The organism is Knoellia tibetensis, assembly GCF_048606415.1.
Lineage (GTDB): Bacteria > Actinomycetota > Actinomycetes > Actinomycetales > Dermatophilaceae > Knoellia > Knoellia tibetensis.
The window spans coordinates 1-14,849 of sequence record NZ_JBMBWF010000002.1; the positions used below are offsets into that span (position 1 = coordinate 1).

Consider the following 14,849-nt stretch of genomic DNA (forward strand, 5'->3'; position numbering starts at 1 on the left):
GTCGGTACGTGGCCTGTCAGGAGGGCGCCGGTGTCGGGGTGGCAGGTCAGGGTGGTCGAGTCGGTCAGGCGCACGCTCGCCGGGAGCCGGTCGAGGTCGACGACGGTGGTGCCGGGCCGGTTGAGCCCGCCGAGCTCGACGACCCCACGGACGGCCCGCTCTGCCAGTCCTGCCCGGTGGCCCTGTGCCGGCGCGTCCGTCGAGGCCGAGGCCGGCGCAGCGGCGGGGTGACTGTCTGCAGGCGCGGGGGTCGTGTCGCCTCGGAGCGCGGTAGTCGCTTGGGGCGTCACGGTGGCGGTGGACGCGCGGGCGGTGCGGGTCGCGGGAGCTGTGTATGCCGCGGACGAGGTGGTGGCTGCACGTGCCGGCTCTGGTGCGGTGGCTGCGCGCGCGGGCTCTGGTGCGGTGGCTGCGTCGGTCGTGGTGGCGGCGCTGGGAGCGGGGGGGTGGGTGGCGTGGAGGTGGATGGTGACGTCGGCCTGCTGGAGGACGAGCTGCTGCAGCGCATCGACGCGGGCCTGGTCGAGGGTGAGGCCGGGGTCGGCGCTCTGGAGGGTGCGCGCGAGGTGGTCCACGGCCTGCCACATCACCAGGGACTGCTCGACCGGGACGAGCCCGTGCCACTGGTCCGCGGCCTCGGAGATCGCGCGTCGGGTCAGGCACCGGTCCTTCAGGGCCTGCTTCTTGCGTGCCGCGGCGACCTCGGGGGCGTGGCGGGTCACGAGCCGGCGGGCGCGCGACGCCAGTGGTCCTGCGGTCTCGTCCCAGCCCCGCGATGGGCAGCCCGGGGCGCCGTCCGTGCCGTGTGCCTCCGGGCTGTCGCCGCTGACGTTCTCGCCGTCGGCGTCGAAGTCGCCCTCAACGCTGTTCCTGTCGCCGATGTCGTCAGCGCCGCCCTCGTCGGTGTTGTCGTGGCCGGGGCGGGGGTCGGTGCTCTTCCACGGGGCGGGGTCGGCGGCGCGGGCGACGAGGCGTTCGACGATCGTGGCGGCGGTCGCGTCGTCGCAGTCCCTGACCTCGCGGGTGACGAGGTGGGCGCGGAACTGGTCGAGGGCGCCGGACCCCATCGCGTCCACCAGCCGTGGGGTGACGGTGACCTGGTGCACGGCGTCCTCGACCCGGTTCGCGGCGACCGGGACCGAGACCCCGAGCCGGTCGGCGACGAGGGAGGCTGTGTCGTCGGCGACGAACCCGAGCCCGTGCCGCTTCCACGCCCAGCCCGAGGCGTCCTCGGCGTCGCGGACCTCCTCGTGCGCAGCCAGATGCGCCATGGCGTGGGCCTGGATCCCACCGCAGATGTTGACGATTTGCTGCGCCTGCTCGATCGTCGCCAGCAGCGTGTCCGCGTCGAGGAAACCTGCCGGACGCGACACCCCGACCGGTGCCGTCGCGGCAGGGGCCGACAGCGCGGCATACAGTTCCGCCACCGCTGTCGACACCGCGCCCAGGTCCATGACACGAGTGTAGTCGAACAATAGTTCGAATACAACACCTCGACGGTGTGAATGTCGCTGTGCCGCAGCCACATTCGAGACGAGCCACCGTCTGTACCTCGTGAGCTGATGAGTCGCGACCGCTTCCTCGTTCGGCGACGACCGGCGGGGCCCACCGACCTCGAGCGCATGCCCCTACGATCGACGCCGTGGCGTGGGCGAGGTTCAGCTCCCTGGACGGGGGCGTCATCGAGGCGACCGGCGTCGAGGCCGTCACCTCGGACATCGACGACGTCACATCAGGGTTCTGGGCCGTCGTCATCACCTTCGAGGGCCGCCTCACGGCCGTGCGCATGGCGTCCGTCGACCGGGACCCATCGCCTACCGGCGTGCCCGACTGGACCGGCGTGCAGGGGGAGTGGGCCACGAGCCTGGACGACACGGCATACGTCGCAGGGGTGGAGGAGATCCGTGAGCGGATCGCGCGCGGCACGGTCTACCAGGTCAACCTCTGTCGCGTTCTCAGCCGCGCGGCGGAGCCGCGCGTGTCGATGCGCGCCCTGGGCAACCTTCTCGCACAGGGCAACCCGGCTCCCTACGCCGCGACGATCGACATCCCCGAGGCCGGGCTGGAGGTCGCGTGCGCCTCACCCGAGGCATACCTCACCCGACGCGGCAGCACCGTCACCTCCAGCCCGATCAAGGGCACCGCGCAGACCGCCGAGAACATGCTGCCCAAGGACTACGCCGAGAACGTCATGATCGTCGACCTCGTGCGCAACGACCTCCAGCACGTATGCCGTCCCGGCACCGTCCGCGTCGACCACCTGTGCCGTCTCGAGCAACATCCCGGCCTCGTCCACCTCGTCTCGGACGTCTCGGGGGAGCTGCGGGAGGACGCGACGTGGCGCGAGCTGCTCGACGCGTCGTTCCCGCCGGGCTCGGTATCGGGCGCCCCCAAGCACACGGCGCTGCGGGCCATCGACGACCTCGAACCGGTGCCCCGCGGCCCCTACTGCGGGGCGGTGGGTTGGATCGACGCCGACCGTGACGAGGCGCTGCTCGCGGTCGGCATCCGCACCTTCTGGGTCGACGAGGAACCCTCGGGGGAGCGCGTGCTGAGGTTCGGGACGGGCGCCGGGATCACGTGGGGCTCGCACGCCCGCGGCGAGGTGCGCGAGACCGAGCTCAAGGCGCGGCGCCTCATGGCACTGGCCCGTGGACAGGTGGCTGGGAGCGCCGGGTCCTGACCCCGACCGTCTCCGGCAGCGGGATGTCACTCGCGGGCGCGGTCGGGCGCATCTGCAATGCTCGACCCATGAGCGATATCCAGGTGTGGGTGAACGGTCGCATCGTGGGAAGGGACGAGCCGTCGGTGCTGGCTCTCGACCACGGGATGACGGTGGGGGACGGTGCGTTCGAGACGTGCAAGATCGTCGACGGTGAGGCGTTCGCCATGACGCGTCACCTGCGCCGGTTGGGGCGGACGCTGTCGGGGCTGGGCCTGCCCCCGGTCGACGACGCGCTCGTGCGCGAGGGGGTCAAGGAGGTGCTCGCCACCGGCGACCGGATCGCCTTCGGCCGCGTGCGCATCACCGTCACCGGGGGAGCGGGACCGTTGAGCTCGGACCGGCACGACTCGCCGCCGACCGTCATCATCGCGTCGACGCCGTCGAAGCCTCACGCCCCCTCTGCTGCCGTCGTCACCGTGCCGTGGGTGCGCAACGAGCGCGGTGCTACCGCCGGTCTCAAGACGACCTCCTATGCCGAGAACGTCATCGCGATCACCCACGCCAACTCCCGTGGCGCCGCGGAGGCGCTGCTCGCGAACACGCGCGGCGAGCTCTGCGAAGGGACGGCGTCCAACGTCTTCGTCGTCACCGACGGTGTCCTGCGCACCCCGCCGCTCGACAGCGGCTGCCTCGCCGGCATCACCCGTGAGCTCGCCATCGAGTGGTGCCGCGAGGCCGGGGTCGAGGTCGTCGAGGAGACGATGCCCTTCGACGTGCTCGAGTCCGCGGACGAGGTCATCATCACGAACTCGTCCCGCGACGTGCAGGGCGTCCACCTCGTCGACGACCGCCGGCTCGACGCCCCCGGCCCGGTCACCCGTCGCGCCGTCGACATCTGGCGGACCGCCGAGGCCGACCTCGGGATGGACCCGTGAACCACCAGGACCACCACGTCTTCGTCGAGAGCGACGAGGACGACTGGGCCTGGCGCCGGCGGATCCGGGCCAACCCGAAGGCCGCGCGGATCTATCGCATCGGCGTCTTCGTCCTCGGGCTCGTCGTCGTGGTCGTCGGGCTGCTGCTCATCCCGTTCCCCGGACCCGGCTGGCTCATCGTCATCGGCGGGCTCGCGATCTGGGCGACCGAGTTCGAGCGGGCCCAGCGCGTCCTCGAGTTCGTCAAGGCCAAGGTGCGGGCGTGGGAGCAGTGGATCAAGCGCCAGAACCCGTTCGTCAAGCTCCTCGCAGGGCTGGCCGGCCTCGTGTTCGTCGCGGCGGTGCTGTGGCTGACCTTCCACTTCTCGGGGATCCCCGGCTTCTTCCCCGACGGGCTCGAGAACTGGATGCGCACGACCGCGCGCGTCTGAGGACCGTCCGCAACCGGGGCCGCAGCCGCAACCACAGCCCCCGATTTCGCCCACGGGAATGGCGGCGGGTATCCTCGTCCAGCCCGCTCCGCAGTGGGTGCCGGACGTGTAGCTCAGCTGGTTAGAGCGCTCGCTTCACACGCGAGAGGTCAGGGGTTCGAGTCCCTTCACGTCCACCCTCACAGGCTCGGGTCGACATGATGGGGCCCGCCTTCACGTCCACCCTCGCAGGCTCGGGTCGACATGATGGGGCCCGCCTCCACGTCCACCCTCACAGGCCCGCCCCCTACTGTGCCTTCACCTCCACCCTCACTCCACAGGTGAGGTCCTCGAGGTAGACCGCCTCGCGTCCGCCCGGGTCGAGCACCGTGCTGGGCTGCTCCGTCGTCACCGTCCGGATGTCCACCGGACTCGAGGCGTTGGCATCGGTGGGATCCCTCAGGGTGAGCTCGCACTCGGTGTTGCCCTCCCAGTCCTGCACGGTCACCGTGATCGGACCCGTGGCACGGAAGGCGTCGGTGTCGCCGCGATAGGGCGGGAAGGTCGCCGGCAGCGTCGCCTCGCCCGACCCCGCCCGGCCGACCACGCGGCACGCGGAGTCGCTCGCCGTCCATCGGAAGGTCCCGGTCTGGGCCACCTGGAAGCTGCGGGTGCTGTAGATCGGGTCCGACACCTCCCGGAGGTTCGTGCCGCCCTGCTCGAGCGTGAACGTGCACCCGTCACCGCTGCCGTGGAGCTCGAACCGCCACGGACCCTCGGCCGTGTAGCTGCCGGACGTCGGGCTCGACGACGAGCTGTCATCGGACCCACCGGAGTCCCGGTCCCACAGGACCGCCGCGGTGGCGATCCCCGCCGCGACGAGAACCCCGACCGCCGCAAGACGAGCCACCGGAGTGCCCAGCCATCGCCGTATGCCGTCCTCCCGCCTTTGCGTATCGGCCGCCCGCCGTTCCGTGCCGCCCAACGAAGCGCTCCCCGACCCGGCGCCGGTCGGTGAGCGGACGGCATACGCCGCCTCCTCGTCGACGACCACGTGCGCGTCGAGGTGCTCACGCGCGCGGGCGGCCACCTCGGGCCGGTCGTGCTCGGCGACCCCCGCCAGCGTCTGCTGGGCCGCGAGGACCCGAGCCGGGTCGTCGTCGTCGAGCCACTGGGCGAGTGCGTCGACCCCGCCGATCCGGACCGACGGATAGGAGCTGTCGAGCGACGAGGTGATGCCCGCAGGGACCTCCGCGGGCTCGACGGTCACTCCGGCGGGGCTGCGCGCGAGGAGGATCGCGCCCTCGGCGCCGTAGAGCCAGCGTTGCGGGGTCTGCATCGCATCCGAGGCCCGGACGCGGTCGAACGCGAAGCCGTAGGCGTCGTCCACCGAGACGAACCCATCGCGGTCGAGGTCCGCCGAGCCCGAGCGCAGGCCCTCGACCAGCGCCTGGGTGAAGACCGAACCCGGCACCTCCTGCCCTGGGACCGGCTCGCCCTCGAAGGAGTACTCGCTGCCACGCGAGGCGGTGAGCACGACGCGGCCCCGGCCCTGCCCGAGGAAGTGCTGCCCGAGGCCGAGCTCGTCGTCCCCCTTGGTGCCCGCGGCGAAGGCCCCGCTGAAGCAGCAGTCGAGGACGAGGACCTGGCGCCTGGCGCGGCAGTCCTCGAGCTGGGTGAGCAGCCACTGCGACTCGACGCCCGTTGCCGCCAACCGGGTCTTGGTCGTGTCCCGCGCGGCGAAGTAGAGACGTCGGCGCAGGTCCATGAGTCCGTGGCACGAGAGGTAGACGAGGACGAGGTCGTCGAGTGAGCGGTCCGCGAGGAAGTCGCCCACCGCGACCCGGACAGCCTGGGCGGTGCCGTCCTTGACCGTTGTGACCTCGAAGCCGCCGATGTCGCTGTCGCCCAGGACATCTCGCAGGTCGTCGGCATCGCGTCCGGGCGCGCGCAGCTGCCGGAGCGAGAGGTCCTCGTAGGTCTCGGTCGCGATGACGAGCGCCAGCCGGCGCTCGGTCGGCAGGTCAGGTGCCGGCCGAGTGTCGGGCGATCCAGGCATCGATGATCCTCTCCTGCTCACCGGCTGACACCCTTGAGAGCTTGAGGGTGTCGCCGCCGATGGTGACCTCGACGTCCCGGCGCCGCTGGGTGGCCCAGCCACGCAGCGCGTCGACGGCTGCCCGCAGGACATCGGCCGAGGCGAGCTGGACGGCGAGCCAGCCGGCGACGGCGGCAAGGCCCTTGGCCCCGTCCGGCGCCTCCGATGCCTCGACGGGGCGCACGTCGTCGACGTCGAGGGTGAGCAGCTCCTCGCGCAGGCCATCGGTGAGGTCGAGGAGCTCGTCGGTCTCCTCGTCGCCGTCCGGCTGGACCTGGACGAGCACGTCGATCCGCGTCATGGCGAGACTCCTGTCGTCACGCCCGTGACGCGTCACCGAGACACCTCGGCCGCGTTCGGGCCTGCTCCTTGTATACGACTGTCGGGCCCGCGGCGCCAGAGCCACGAACCACGGGCCCTTGACGACCTGTCCGGCACCGGGCCCGATTTCGACATGTCACCGTCACACCTTGGGCGTAACGTGCGCATCATGGAGCGCACCCTCCTCGACGCCGCTGCACGCACCACCGGGGAGCAGCGACTGCTCGACAGCTTCGCGGCCATCCCTCCGGGGGAGCGGGTCCGCCTCGCGAAGCACACCTCCAACCTCTTCCGCGAGCGGTCGAACACCCGTGTCCCGGGCCTCGACACGACCGGTCTCACCGGCGTCCGCGTCGTCGACGCCGGCACCCGCACCGCCGAGGTCGACGGCATGTGCACCTACGAGGACCTCGTCGCCGCGACGCTCCCCCACGGCCTCATGCCGCTCGTCGTGCCGCAGCTGCGGACCATCACGCTCGGGGGAGCCGTGACCGGCCTGGGGATCGAGTCGTCGTCCTTCCGCAACGGCCTGCCGCACGAGTCGGTCCTCGAGATGGACATCCTCACGGGCACCGGCGAGATCGTCACGGCGACGCCCGACAACGAGCACGCCGACCTCTTCCGCGGCTTCCCCAACTCCTACGGTTCGCTCGGCTACGCGACCCGGCTGCTCATCGAGCTCGAGCCGGTGACCGGCCACGTCGCCCTGCGCCACGTCCGCTTCCACGACGTCGAGAGCCTCTGCACCGCGATCGGCGAGGTGGTCGCCACCGGCGAGCACGACGGCGAGAGAGTCGACTTCATCGACGGCGTCGTCTTCTCGCGCGACGAGGCCTACCTCACCGTCGCCCGCCACACGGAGGAGACGGGCCGGACCAGCGACTACACCGGGCACAAGATCTTCTACCGCTCCCTCCAGCACGACGACCCCGAGCCCCGCCGCGAGCTCCTCACGACCCACGACTACCTCTGGCGCTGGGACACCGACTGGTTCTGGTGCTCGCGCGCGTTCGGCGCCCAGAACCCGCGAGTGCGTCGCCTCTGGCCGAGCCGCTGGCGCCGGTCGAGCGTCTACTGGAAGCTCGTCGCCCTCGACCAGCGTCTCCACGTCTCCGACCGCATCGAGGCCCGCAAGGGCAACCCACCGCGCGAGCGGGTCGTCCAGGACGTCGAGGTCCCGCTCGCGCACACGGCGGAGTTCCTCGGCTGGTTCCTCGACACCGTCCCCATCGAGCCGATCTGGTTGTGCCCGTTGCGTCTTCGCGGTGACCGCTCATGGGGCCTCTACCCGCTCTCGCCGGGGGAGACCTACGTCAACGTCGGGTTCTGGTCGAGCGTCCCCGGCGGTGAGCCCGGCGCCACCAACCGCGCCATCGAGCGCAAGGTCGACGCCCTCGACGGCCACAAGTCCCTCTACTCCGAGTCCTTCTACTCCCGCGAGGAGTTCGACGCGCTCTACGGCGGCGACGCGTATGCCGTCCTCAAGGCGAAGCACGACCCCTCCGGCCGGTTCCCCCACCTCTACGACAAGGCGGTGCGACACGCATGACCAGCACGACCCGCGAGACCAGGACGATCGCCGACCTCGTGGACGAGGTCGTGGTGGGGCCGCTCCCGGTGCGGATCACGGCATACGACGGGTCCAAGGCCGGACCGGACAGCGCCCAGCGGACCCTCCACATCGGGACGCCGCGGGCCGTCTCCTACCTCGCGACCGCGCCGGGGGACCTCGGCATGGCGCGCGCCTACACGACCGGCGACCTCGTCGTCGAGGGCGTGCACCCGGGCAACCCCTACGACGTCCTCGTCGACCTCGAGGAGCTGCACTTCCGGCGGCCCGACCCGCGCCTCGTCGTCGACCTCGCGAAGGTGCTCGGGCTTCGGGGCCTCACCCCACCGCCACCCCCGCCCCAGGAGGCGCTGCCGCGCTGGCGCCGGGTGACCGAAGGGCTGCGGCACTCGTTCACCCGTGACCGCGAGGCGATCCGCCACCACTACGACGTCTCGAACCGCTTCTACGAGCACGTCCTCGGTCCGACGATGACCTACACCTGCGCGGTGTTCCCCGACCTCGACGCGGACCTGGACGCCGCGCAGGAGAACAAGTACCGCCTCGTCTTCGACAAGCTCGGGCTCCGGCGGGGCGACCGTCTCCTCGACATCGGGTGCGGCTGGGGCGGGATGGTCCGCTACGCCGCGCGTCGGGGCGTGCACGCGCTCGGCGTCACCCTCTCCAGGGAGCAGGCGGCGTGGGCGCAGGAGGCCATCGAGCGCGAGGGACTTGCCGACCTGGCCAGGGTGCGCCACGACGACTACCGCAATGTCGCCGAGAGCGGGTTCGACGCCATCTCGTCGATCGGCATCACCGAGCACATCGGGGTGCGCAACTACCCGGGGTACTTCCAGTGGATGCTCGCCCACGTCAAGGAGGGCGGCCTCGTCCTCAACCACTGCATCACCCGCCCCGACAACCGCCCGAGGAGCACCGGCGCCTTCATCGACCGCTACATCTTCCCCGACGGTGAGCTCACCGGATCGGGAAGGATCATCACGACGATGCAGGACAGCGGCTTCGAGGTGCTTCACGAGGAGAACCTCCGGGAGCACTACGCCCGCACCCTCGCCGGCTGGAGCGAGAACCTCGTCGAGCACTGGAACGCGTGCGTCGACGAGGTCGGCGAGGCGACCGCCAAGGTGTGGGGCCTCTACCTCGCCGGGTCGCGACGCGGCTTCGAGCGCAACGTCGTCCAGCTCCACCAGGTTCTCGCGACGAGGCTCGACGGCTCGCGGTTGCCACGCGTGCCGCTGCGCCCCTGGTGGCAGTCATGAGCGTCGTGATCGTCGGGGCCGGCCTGGCGGGGGCCACGGTCGCCGAGACCCTGCGCGAGCGCGGGTTCGATGGCGACATCGTGCTCTTCGGCTCCGAGCAGCACCTGCCCTACGAGCGCCCACCGTTGAGCAAGGCCGTGCTCCTCGGCGAGAAGGAACCGGACTCCGCCACCGTTCACGACCAGGCGTGGTGGCGCGAGCACGACGTCGACGTCCGCACCGGCATCGAGGTCCAGTCCGTCGACCTCGCTGGCCGACGGGTCATGACGACCGCGGGGGAGCAGCCCTACGAGTGGCTCGTGCTCGCCACCGGCTCGGAGCCGCGCCGCCTGCGCATGGCAGAGGAGTCGGGGCGTCCGGTCCACTACCTCCGGACCGTCGAGGACTCGCTCGCCCTGCGCGAGGCCCTCACCGAGGGCACCAAGGTCGCGATCGTCGGAGCGGGCTGGATCGGGCTCGAGGTCGCGGCGGCCGCCCGGCTGGCGGGTGCCGAGGTCAGGGTGCTCGAGACCGCCGAGCTGCCCCTGCTCGCGGTCCTCGGACCGGAGGTCGCCCAACACTTCGCCGACCTCCACCGGTCCCACGGCGTGGACCTGCGCCTCGGCGCCGACGTCACGGCCGAGGACCTCGGCGATGCCGACCTCGTCGTCGTCGGCATCGGAGCCGCCCCCCGGACCGCGCTGGCCGAAGGCGCCGGACTCGACGTCGACGGGGGTGTCCTCGTCGACGAGCTGCTGCGCACCTCCGACGACCACGTCCTCGCAGTCGGCGACATCGCGAGCGAGCAGCACCCGGTGCTCGGTCGCCGGGTGCGGGTCGAGCACTGGGACAACGCGATCGGTCAGGGCAAGGCGGCCGCGGCGACGATCCTCGGCGCCTCCGAGCCCTACGACCGGATGCCCTACTTCTTCACCGACCAGTACGACCTCGGCATGGAGTACTGGGGTCACGTCGGGCCCGACGGCTACGACCGCGTCCTCACCCGCGGCGACTTCAGCGGGCCGTTCCGGGCCTGGTGGGTGCGTGGCGACACCGTCGTCGCGGCCATGCAGGCCAACGACTGGGACGCCTCCGACGAGATGCGGGCCAGTGTCGGCCACCCTCCGCCGGAGGACTGACCGAAAGGCCGGTGTATCTGGGCACCCCGGGCCTGCTCCTTCCTCGTGACTCGGTCGCGGGGGCGACCGGGCAGATCCCAGAAGGGCAGAGTCACCATGCACCAGCTCAGCAGCAGAACCCGCCGCGTCCTCACACTCGGCGCACTCGCGACGATCCTCGCCGCCGGCGGGGCCGCCGCGCAGTCGGCGTCCTCACCGAACCCCACCCCGAGCGGCAACCGCGGGCCCGCGCTGTCGATCGTGCCGCCCGGATCGCCCGGCTCGGACTTCGTCTTCCACGCCGTCGCCCCGTGTCGCATCCTCGACACCCGCTATGGCGGCGGCCCGCTCCACAACGCCACGCGCACCTTCAGCGCCAGGACCGGCCTCGCCGCCCAGGGCGGCAACGCGGCCGGCTGCGGCATCCCGACCAACGCCGAGGCGGTCCAGGTCAACCTCGGCGCCGTCCCGGTCACGTCCGGTGGCTACGTCCAGGGCTGGGAGACCGGCCAGCCGCAGCCCCTGGCCTCGCTGCTCAACTTCGGCGTCGCCGCCATCGCCAACATGGTGACGATGCCGCTCAACGGGTCGGAGCAGTTCAACCTGCGGGTCACCGGCAAGGCCAACGTCTTCGCCGACGTCGCCGGCTACTACACCAAGCCGGCCTACGTCGCGGTCTCGCCGAGCGGCACGATCTACACCGGCATCGCTTCGGGCGTCGTGTCGGTCACCAAGACGTCGACCGGCAACTACGACGTCGTCTTCGACCGCAACGTCGCGAAGTGCTCGGCGACCGCGAGCAGCATCGTCTGGGCCTCGAACACCGACCCGTCGCCCGACAACAACGCCGGCTACGGCGGCAACAAGGTCAAGGTCGGCATCACCAACAGCTCCGGCACCTTCGTCGACGACTACTTCTTCCTCAGCCTCAGCTGCTGACCGAGAAGCACCCGGACGGCCCGTGCGCGACCGCGCACGGGCCGTTCCACGCGTGTGGTCCGCGTCAGATGGCGGCGTCGCCCCGGGAGAGGAGCCACACGGCATACTCCGCGTTCGGCGGGTGCAGCTCGTAGCTGCCGGCGAGGAGGTCCACGCGCAGCCCGCTCACCTCGACGTCACTGCGGAACTCCTCCGGCGCGTAGGCGCGGCTGCCCGCGGGCCCGGCGGCGAGGTGGAAGCCGACGAGGATGCGGCCGCCGGGGGCGAGGAGGTCGCGCAAAGTCGCCAGGGCACGTCGCTCGGTGCCCTCCGCGAGGAGGATGAAGACGTTGCCGACCGCCACGACGAGGTCGTATGCCGTGGGGCGGCCGTGTGCCTCCAGGGCCTCAGGCGTCGTCTCGAGGATGTCGAGGGGCAGCAGGCCGATGCCCGGGTAGGTGCGCTCGGACTGCTCGACCAGCGCGGTGTCCGGCTCGACGCCGGTGACGTCGTGGCCGCGCGCACGCAGGGCGGCGGTGACCCGGCCCATGCCCGCGCCGGCGTCGAGGATGCGGGCCCCGCGCGGTGAGAGCGCATCGGCGAGGCGCGCCTCGCCGTCGACGTCCTCACCGCGGGCCACGAGGTCCGCGAACCGAGAGCCGTAGCCGTGGCTCGCGGGTCCGGCGAGCGCCCAGCGGGTGGGTGGGACCTCGCTCACGCGGTCGCCGTGGTGACGGTGGGTGTCCCCGACGGCAGCTCCGACGGCGGCTCCGTCGGCAGGGGCTTGAGGAGCCCGGGCGCGCCGAGCCACGCGTCGGGGATCGCGAAGGCGTCGACGAGGGTGCGCGCGTGCGGTGCCAGGTCCTTGCACAGCACGCCGACGTCGTGGATGACCGCCTTCGAGTGCACGGGGGTGAGGCGGCCGTGCTCGAGGTACCACGCCCGGTGCTGTTCGATCGTCGAGAGCGCGAAGAGGTCGGTGACGTCGTCGAGGAGCTCCTTGACCGGACCCTCCTCGCACTCCTCGACCGCGGCGCAGAGGGCCTCGAGCAGGACCCGGTCGATGTGCGCCTCGGCGGCGGCGAGCAGGTGGTCCTGCGCGTTGTTGTAGATCCGGAAGGCGTCGGCGGGCTCGGCCTTGGCCGCCTTCGAGAGCCGCAGTGCCACACCCTCGAGCAGGTGCTTCTCGCGGTCGACGAAGAGCGCGACCTGGCGGCCGCGGTGGCGCTCGGCGCCGTCCTCGTCGCTGCTCGGGGCTCTCGACATGAGCCTGGAGATGAGCCCGGCCGCAGGCGTCTTCTCGAGGATGGACGAGGCGGTGAACCGCGACGCGAAGGCGATCATCGCGAGCGGCGAGTTGTCCTCGAACGTCTCCTGGAACTCGGTGAGCAGCCCCTTGGCGACGAGCTGGAGCAGCACGGTGTTGTCACCCTCGAACGTCGTGAAGACGTCGGTGTCGGCCTTGAGGGTCGTCAGGCGGTTCTCCGCCATGTAGCCGGCGCCACCGCACGCCTCGCGGCACATCTGGATCGCGTCGGTCGCGTGCCGCGTCGCCGCAACCTTGATGCCGGCGGCCCGTGCCTCGAGCTCGCGCTGGCGCTCCTCGGGGGCGGCGCCCTCGTGGTCGGCGACCTCGTGCATCATCTCGACGAGCTCGTTCTGGGCGAGCATGAGGGCATAGCTGCGGGCGATCGCCGGCAGGAGCTTGCGCTGGTGCGCCCGGTAGCTCATGAGGGTGAGCTCCTCGTCGGAGCCCGGTGCGGCGAACTGCCGCCGGTGCAGGGCGTAGCGCGTCGCGAGGGTGAGCGCCGACCGGGTGGCGGCGCCCGCGCCACCGGCCACCGACACGCGGCCACGCACCAGGGTGCCGAGCATCGTGAAGAAGCGCCGCGACGAGTTGTCGATGGGCGAGGTGTAGGTGCCGTCGGCAGAGATGTCGCCGTAGCGGTTGAGCAGGTTCCACCGGGGGACGCGCACGTGGTCGAACGACAGCGTCCCGTTGTCGACCCCGGGCAGCCCGCCCTTGGCGCCGTCGTCGCCGATGGTCACGCCGGGCATCGGCTTGCCACTGGTGTCACGGATCGGCACGAGGACGCAGTGCACGCCGTGCGACTCGCCGTCGCCCGTGACGAGCTGGGCGAAGACCGCGGCCATGCGACCGTCACGGGCGGCGTTGCCGATGTAGTTCTTCTCGGCGCCGGGAGTGGGGGAGTGGACGACGAGCTCGTCGGTCGTCGGGTCGTGGGTGGCGGTGGTCTCGAGGTGCTGGACGTTGGAGCCGTGCCCGGTCTCCGTCATCGCGAAGCAGCCCATGAGCGTCCCGTCGAGCATCCCCGGCACGTATGCCGTGTGGTGCCGCTGGGTGCCGAGGTTGGCGAGCGCGCCGCCGAAGAGCCCGAACTGGACCCCGGCCTTGACGAGGAGGGAGAGGTCACCGTGGCCGAGCATCTCGAAGGCGGTGACGGAGGCGCCGAAGTCGCCGGTGCCCCCCATACCCTTGGCGAGTCCGGCGGCGGCGAAGTCCTCGCCGGTGAGGGCGAGGAGCTGGCGTGTGGTGTGACTGCGGTACTGCTCCATCGGCAGCGGTTCGGCCGGGGGAGCGAAGCGCGAGACGTCGTCGTGGGCGCGCAGCCGGCGGCGCACGTCACCCCAGCGTCCGTCGAGGATGCGGGTCAGCTCGGGGGCGAGGTCGTCCACGGTCACTCCTTGTCGTCCATCAGTCGTCGGTCAGTCGTCGGTCGGTCGTCGGTCGGTCGTCGGTCGGTCGTCGCTCGCGGGGTCGGTCGGCCACGCCGACGAGAGTCCGGCCCAGATGAGCTCGGTGAGGTGTTCGTTGAGGGTGGCACGCGAGGTGCCCGAGGCGGCCGCTCCGGACCGGAGCCATTCGTCACCGGCGGCGCGGACCATGCCGACGACGGCGTGCCCCCAGGTCTCGGCGGGCTCCGTGCTGCGACCGGCCCCCTCGAGGGTGGCAGCGATGAGCGCCCCGATCTGCACGCCCATCGCGCGGCTCACGGTCGAGGCGAGGTCGATGGTCTCGGTGCGCTCCGACGGTGGCACGAGGGGTGCCGCGACGATGAAGCGGTAGACCTCGGGGTCGTTCTCGACGAGCGAGAGGTAGGCGTCGACTGCCGCACCGAGCAGGGCACGCGGCTCCGTCGACCGCTGGGATGCGGTGCCGGAGAACGCACTCAGGTCGCCGACGGCCTTGGTGATGTCGCGCAGGATGATCCGGTTGACCCGCTCCGCCACTGCGGAGTAGAGCCCGGCCCGGTCGCTGAAGTGCCGGTAGAAGACGGTCTTCGACGTCCCCGCGCTCGAGGCGATGTCGTCCATGCCGACGCCCGCACCACGGGCGCGGATGGCGCGCAGCGTGGCCTCGACGAGCTCGGTCCGACGTCGGGCGCGGTGGCTCTCCCACCTGCTGCGCCGGCCGTCGACGACCTCGTCGCCCTGCGGGTCCGTGGTGCTGGTCACAAGATCGGACCGTAGCAGGTGCGGAGAGGTACCTGCTACCGTCAGTACCGGATATGTGGCGCGTCCCACGCGGCCCACGACGTCCTCCCTCCGACCGAT

12 protein-coding genes, 1 tRNA gene and 1 pseudogene are annotated in these 14,849 nt (G+C 71.6%); 8 read left to right on the top strand and 6 right to left on the bottom strand.

The genetic code is table 11. The annotated features are described in order from the left end of the window. Nucleotides 1-1,454 (bottom strand): annotated as a pseudogene (locus tag ACOJV7_RS11840) (hypothetical protein); the annotation flags it as partial. Between the two features lie 188 nt (nucleotides 1,455-1,642). Between ACOJV7_RS11840 and ACOJV7_RS11845 the strand changes: the two are divergent. The 4 genes from ACOJV7_RS11845 to ACOJV7_RS11860 all read left to right on the top strand — a co-directional run bounded on the left by ACOJV7_RS11845 (nucleotide 1,643) and on the right by ACOJV7_RS11860 (nucleotide 4,207). After that, nucleotides 1,643-2,683, top strand: coding sequence for a chorismate-binding protein (locus tag ACOJV7_RS11845; RefSeq protein WP_420190411.1), 1,041 nt, complete (start codon nucleotides 1,643-1,645; stop codon nucleotides 2,681-2,683). 68 nt (nucleotides 2,684-2,751) lie between these two features. Beyond that, complete coding sequence (locus ACOJV7_RS11850) at nucleotides 2,752-3,600, top strand: aminotransferase class IV (RefSeq protein ID WP_420190412.1); 849 nt, start codon at nucleotides 2,752-2,754, stop codon at nucleotides 3,598-3,600. Then, the gene (locus ACOJV7_RS11855; RefSeq protein WP_420190413.1) at nucleotides 3,597-4,031 is read left to right on the top strand and encodes a TIGR02611 family protein; all 435 of its coding nucleotides are present in this window, start codon (nucleotides 3,597-3,599) and stop codon (nucleotides 4,029-4,031) included. Before ACOJV7_RS11850 ends, ACOJV7_RS11855 begins: the two co-directional genes overlap by 4 nt. A gap of 102 nt (nucleotides 4,032-4,133) precedes the next feature. Further along, nucleotides 4,134-4,207: transfer RNA gene (locus ACOJV7_RS11860), tRNA-Val, on the top strand. Between the two features lie 110 nt (nucleotides 4,208-4,317). Here the strand turns inward: ACOJV7_RS11860 and ACOJV7_RS11865 are convergent. Next, nucleotides 4,318-6,069 carry a caspase, EACC1-associated type gene (locus tag ACOJV7_RS11865; RefSeq protein WP_420190414.1) on the bottom strand — a complete coding sequence of 584 codons (1,752 nt, stop codon included), beginning with the start codon at nucleotides 6,067-6,069 and terminating at the stop codon, nucleotides 4,318-4,320. Then, nucleotides 6,035-6,409: an effector-associated constant component EACC1 gene (locus ACOJV7_RS11870; protein WP_420190415.1), complete on the bottom strand. Its 375-nt coding sequence runs from the start codon at nucleotides 6,407-6,409 to the stop codon at nucleotides 6,035-6,037. The genes ACOJV7_RS11865 and ACOJV7_RS11870 overlap by 35 nt, the downstream gene beginning before the upstream one ends. Nucleotides 6,410-6,598: 189 nt before the next feature. On the opposite strand from ACOJV7_RS11870, the gene ACOJV7_RS11875 reads away from it, so the two are divergent. The 4 genes from ACOJV7_RS11875 to ACOJV7_RS11890 all read left to right on the top strand — a co-directional run bounded on the left by ACOJV7_RS11875 (nucleotide 6,599) and on the right by ACOJV7_RS11890 (nucleotide 11,294). After that, complete coding sequence (locus ACOJV7_RS11875) at nucleotides 6,599-7,978, top strand: FAD-binding oxidoreductase (RefSeq protein WP_420190416.1); 1,380 nt, start codon at nucleotides 6,599-6,601, stop codon at nucleotides 7,976-7,978. Next, the gene (locus ACOJV7_RS11880; RefSeq protein ID WP_420190417.1) at nucleotides 7,975-9,258 is read left to right on the top strand and encodes a class I SAM-dependent methyltransferase; all 1,284 of its coding nucleotides are present in this window, start codon (nucleotides 7,975-7,977) and stop codon (nucleotides 9,256-9,258) included. The genes ACOJV7_RS11875 and ACOJV7_RS11880 overlap by 4 nt, the downstream gene beginning before the upstream one ends. Then, nucleotides 9,255-10,376: an NAD(P)/FAD-dependent oxidoreductase gene (locus ACOJV7_RS11885; protein ID WP_420190418.1), complete on the top strand. Its 1,122-nt coding sequence runs from the start codon at nucleotides 9,255-9,257 to the stop codon at nucleotides 10,374-10,376. Before ACOJV7_RS11880 ends, ACOJV7_RS11885 begins: the two co-directional genes overlap by 4 nt. Nucleotides 10,377-10,472: 96 nt before the next feature. After that, entirely contained in the window at nucleotides 10,473-11,294 is an 822-nt protein-coding gene (locus tag ACOJV7_RS11890) for a hypothetical protein (RefSeq protein ID WP_420190419.1), read from the top strand. Between the two features lie 64 nt (nucleotides 11,295-11,358). On the opposite strand, the gene ACOJV7_RS11895 is transcribed toward ACOJV7_RS11890, so the two are convergent. Genes ACOJV7_RS11895 through ACOJV7_RS11905 form a run of 3 tightly spaced genes read right to left on the bottom strand, consistent with a single transcriptional unit; the run spans nucleotide 11,359 to nucleotide 14,750 of the window. Next, nucleotides 11,359-11,991: a class I SAM-dependent methyltransferase gene (locus ACOJV7_RS11895; protein ID WP_420190420.1), complete on the bottom strand. Its 633-nt coding sequence runs from the start codon at nucleotides 11,989-11,991 to the stop codon at nucleotides 11,359-11,361. After that, on the bottom strand, nucleotides 11,988-13,970 hold the full coding sequence (locus ACOJV7_RS11900) for an acyl-CoA dehydrogenase family protein (RefSeq protein WP_420190421.1): 1,983 nt from the start codon (nucleotides 13,968-13,970) through the stop codon (nucleotides 11,988-11,990). Before ACOJV7_RS11900 ends, ACOJV7_RS11895 begins: the two co-directional genes overlap by 4 nt. A gap of 30 nt (nucleotides 13,971-14,000) precedes the next feature. Continuing rightward, complete coding sequence (locus tag ACOJV7_RS11905; RefSeq protein WP_420190422.1) at nucleotides 14,001-14,750, bottom strand: TetR family transcriptional regulator; 750 nt, start codon at nucleotides 14,748-14,750, stop codon at nucleotides 14,001-14,003. Between the last annotated feature and the right edge of the window lie 99 nt (nucleotides 14,751-14,849).

Bases quoted from the DNA above. Each gene is read 5' to 3' on its own strand.
- ACOJV7_RS11850 (WP_420190412.1), top strand. From the start codon at position 2,752: ATGAGCGATATCCAGGTGTGGGTGAACGGTCGCATCGTGGGAAGGGAC.
- ACOJV7_RS11865 (WP_420190414.1), bottom strand. From the start codon at position 6,069: ATGCCTGGATCGCCCGACACTCGGCCGGCACCTGACCTGCCGACCGAG.
- ACOJV7_RS11870 (WP_420190415.1), bottom strand. From the start codon at position 6,409: ATGACGCGGATCGACGTGCTCGTCCAGGTCCAGCCGGACGGCGACGAG.
- ACOJV7_RS11875 (WP_420190416.1), top strand. From the start codon at position 6,599: ATGGAGCGCACCCTCCTCGACGCCGCTGCACGCACCACCGGGGAGCAG.
- ACOJV7_RS11880 (WP_420190417.1), top strand. From the start codon at position 7,975: ATGACCAGCACGACCCGCGAGACCAGGACGATCGCCGACCTCGTGGAC.
- ACOJV7_RS11885 (WP_420190418.1), top strand. From the start codon at position 9,255: ATGAGCGTCGTGATCGTCGGGGCCGGCCTGGCGGGGGCCACGGTCGCC.
- ACOJV7_RS11890 (WP_420190419.1), top strand. From the start codon at position 10,473: ATGCACCAGCTCAGCAGCAGAACCCGCCGCGTCCTCACACTCGGCGCA.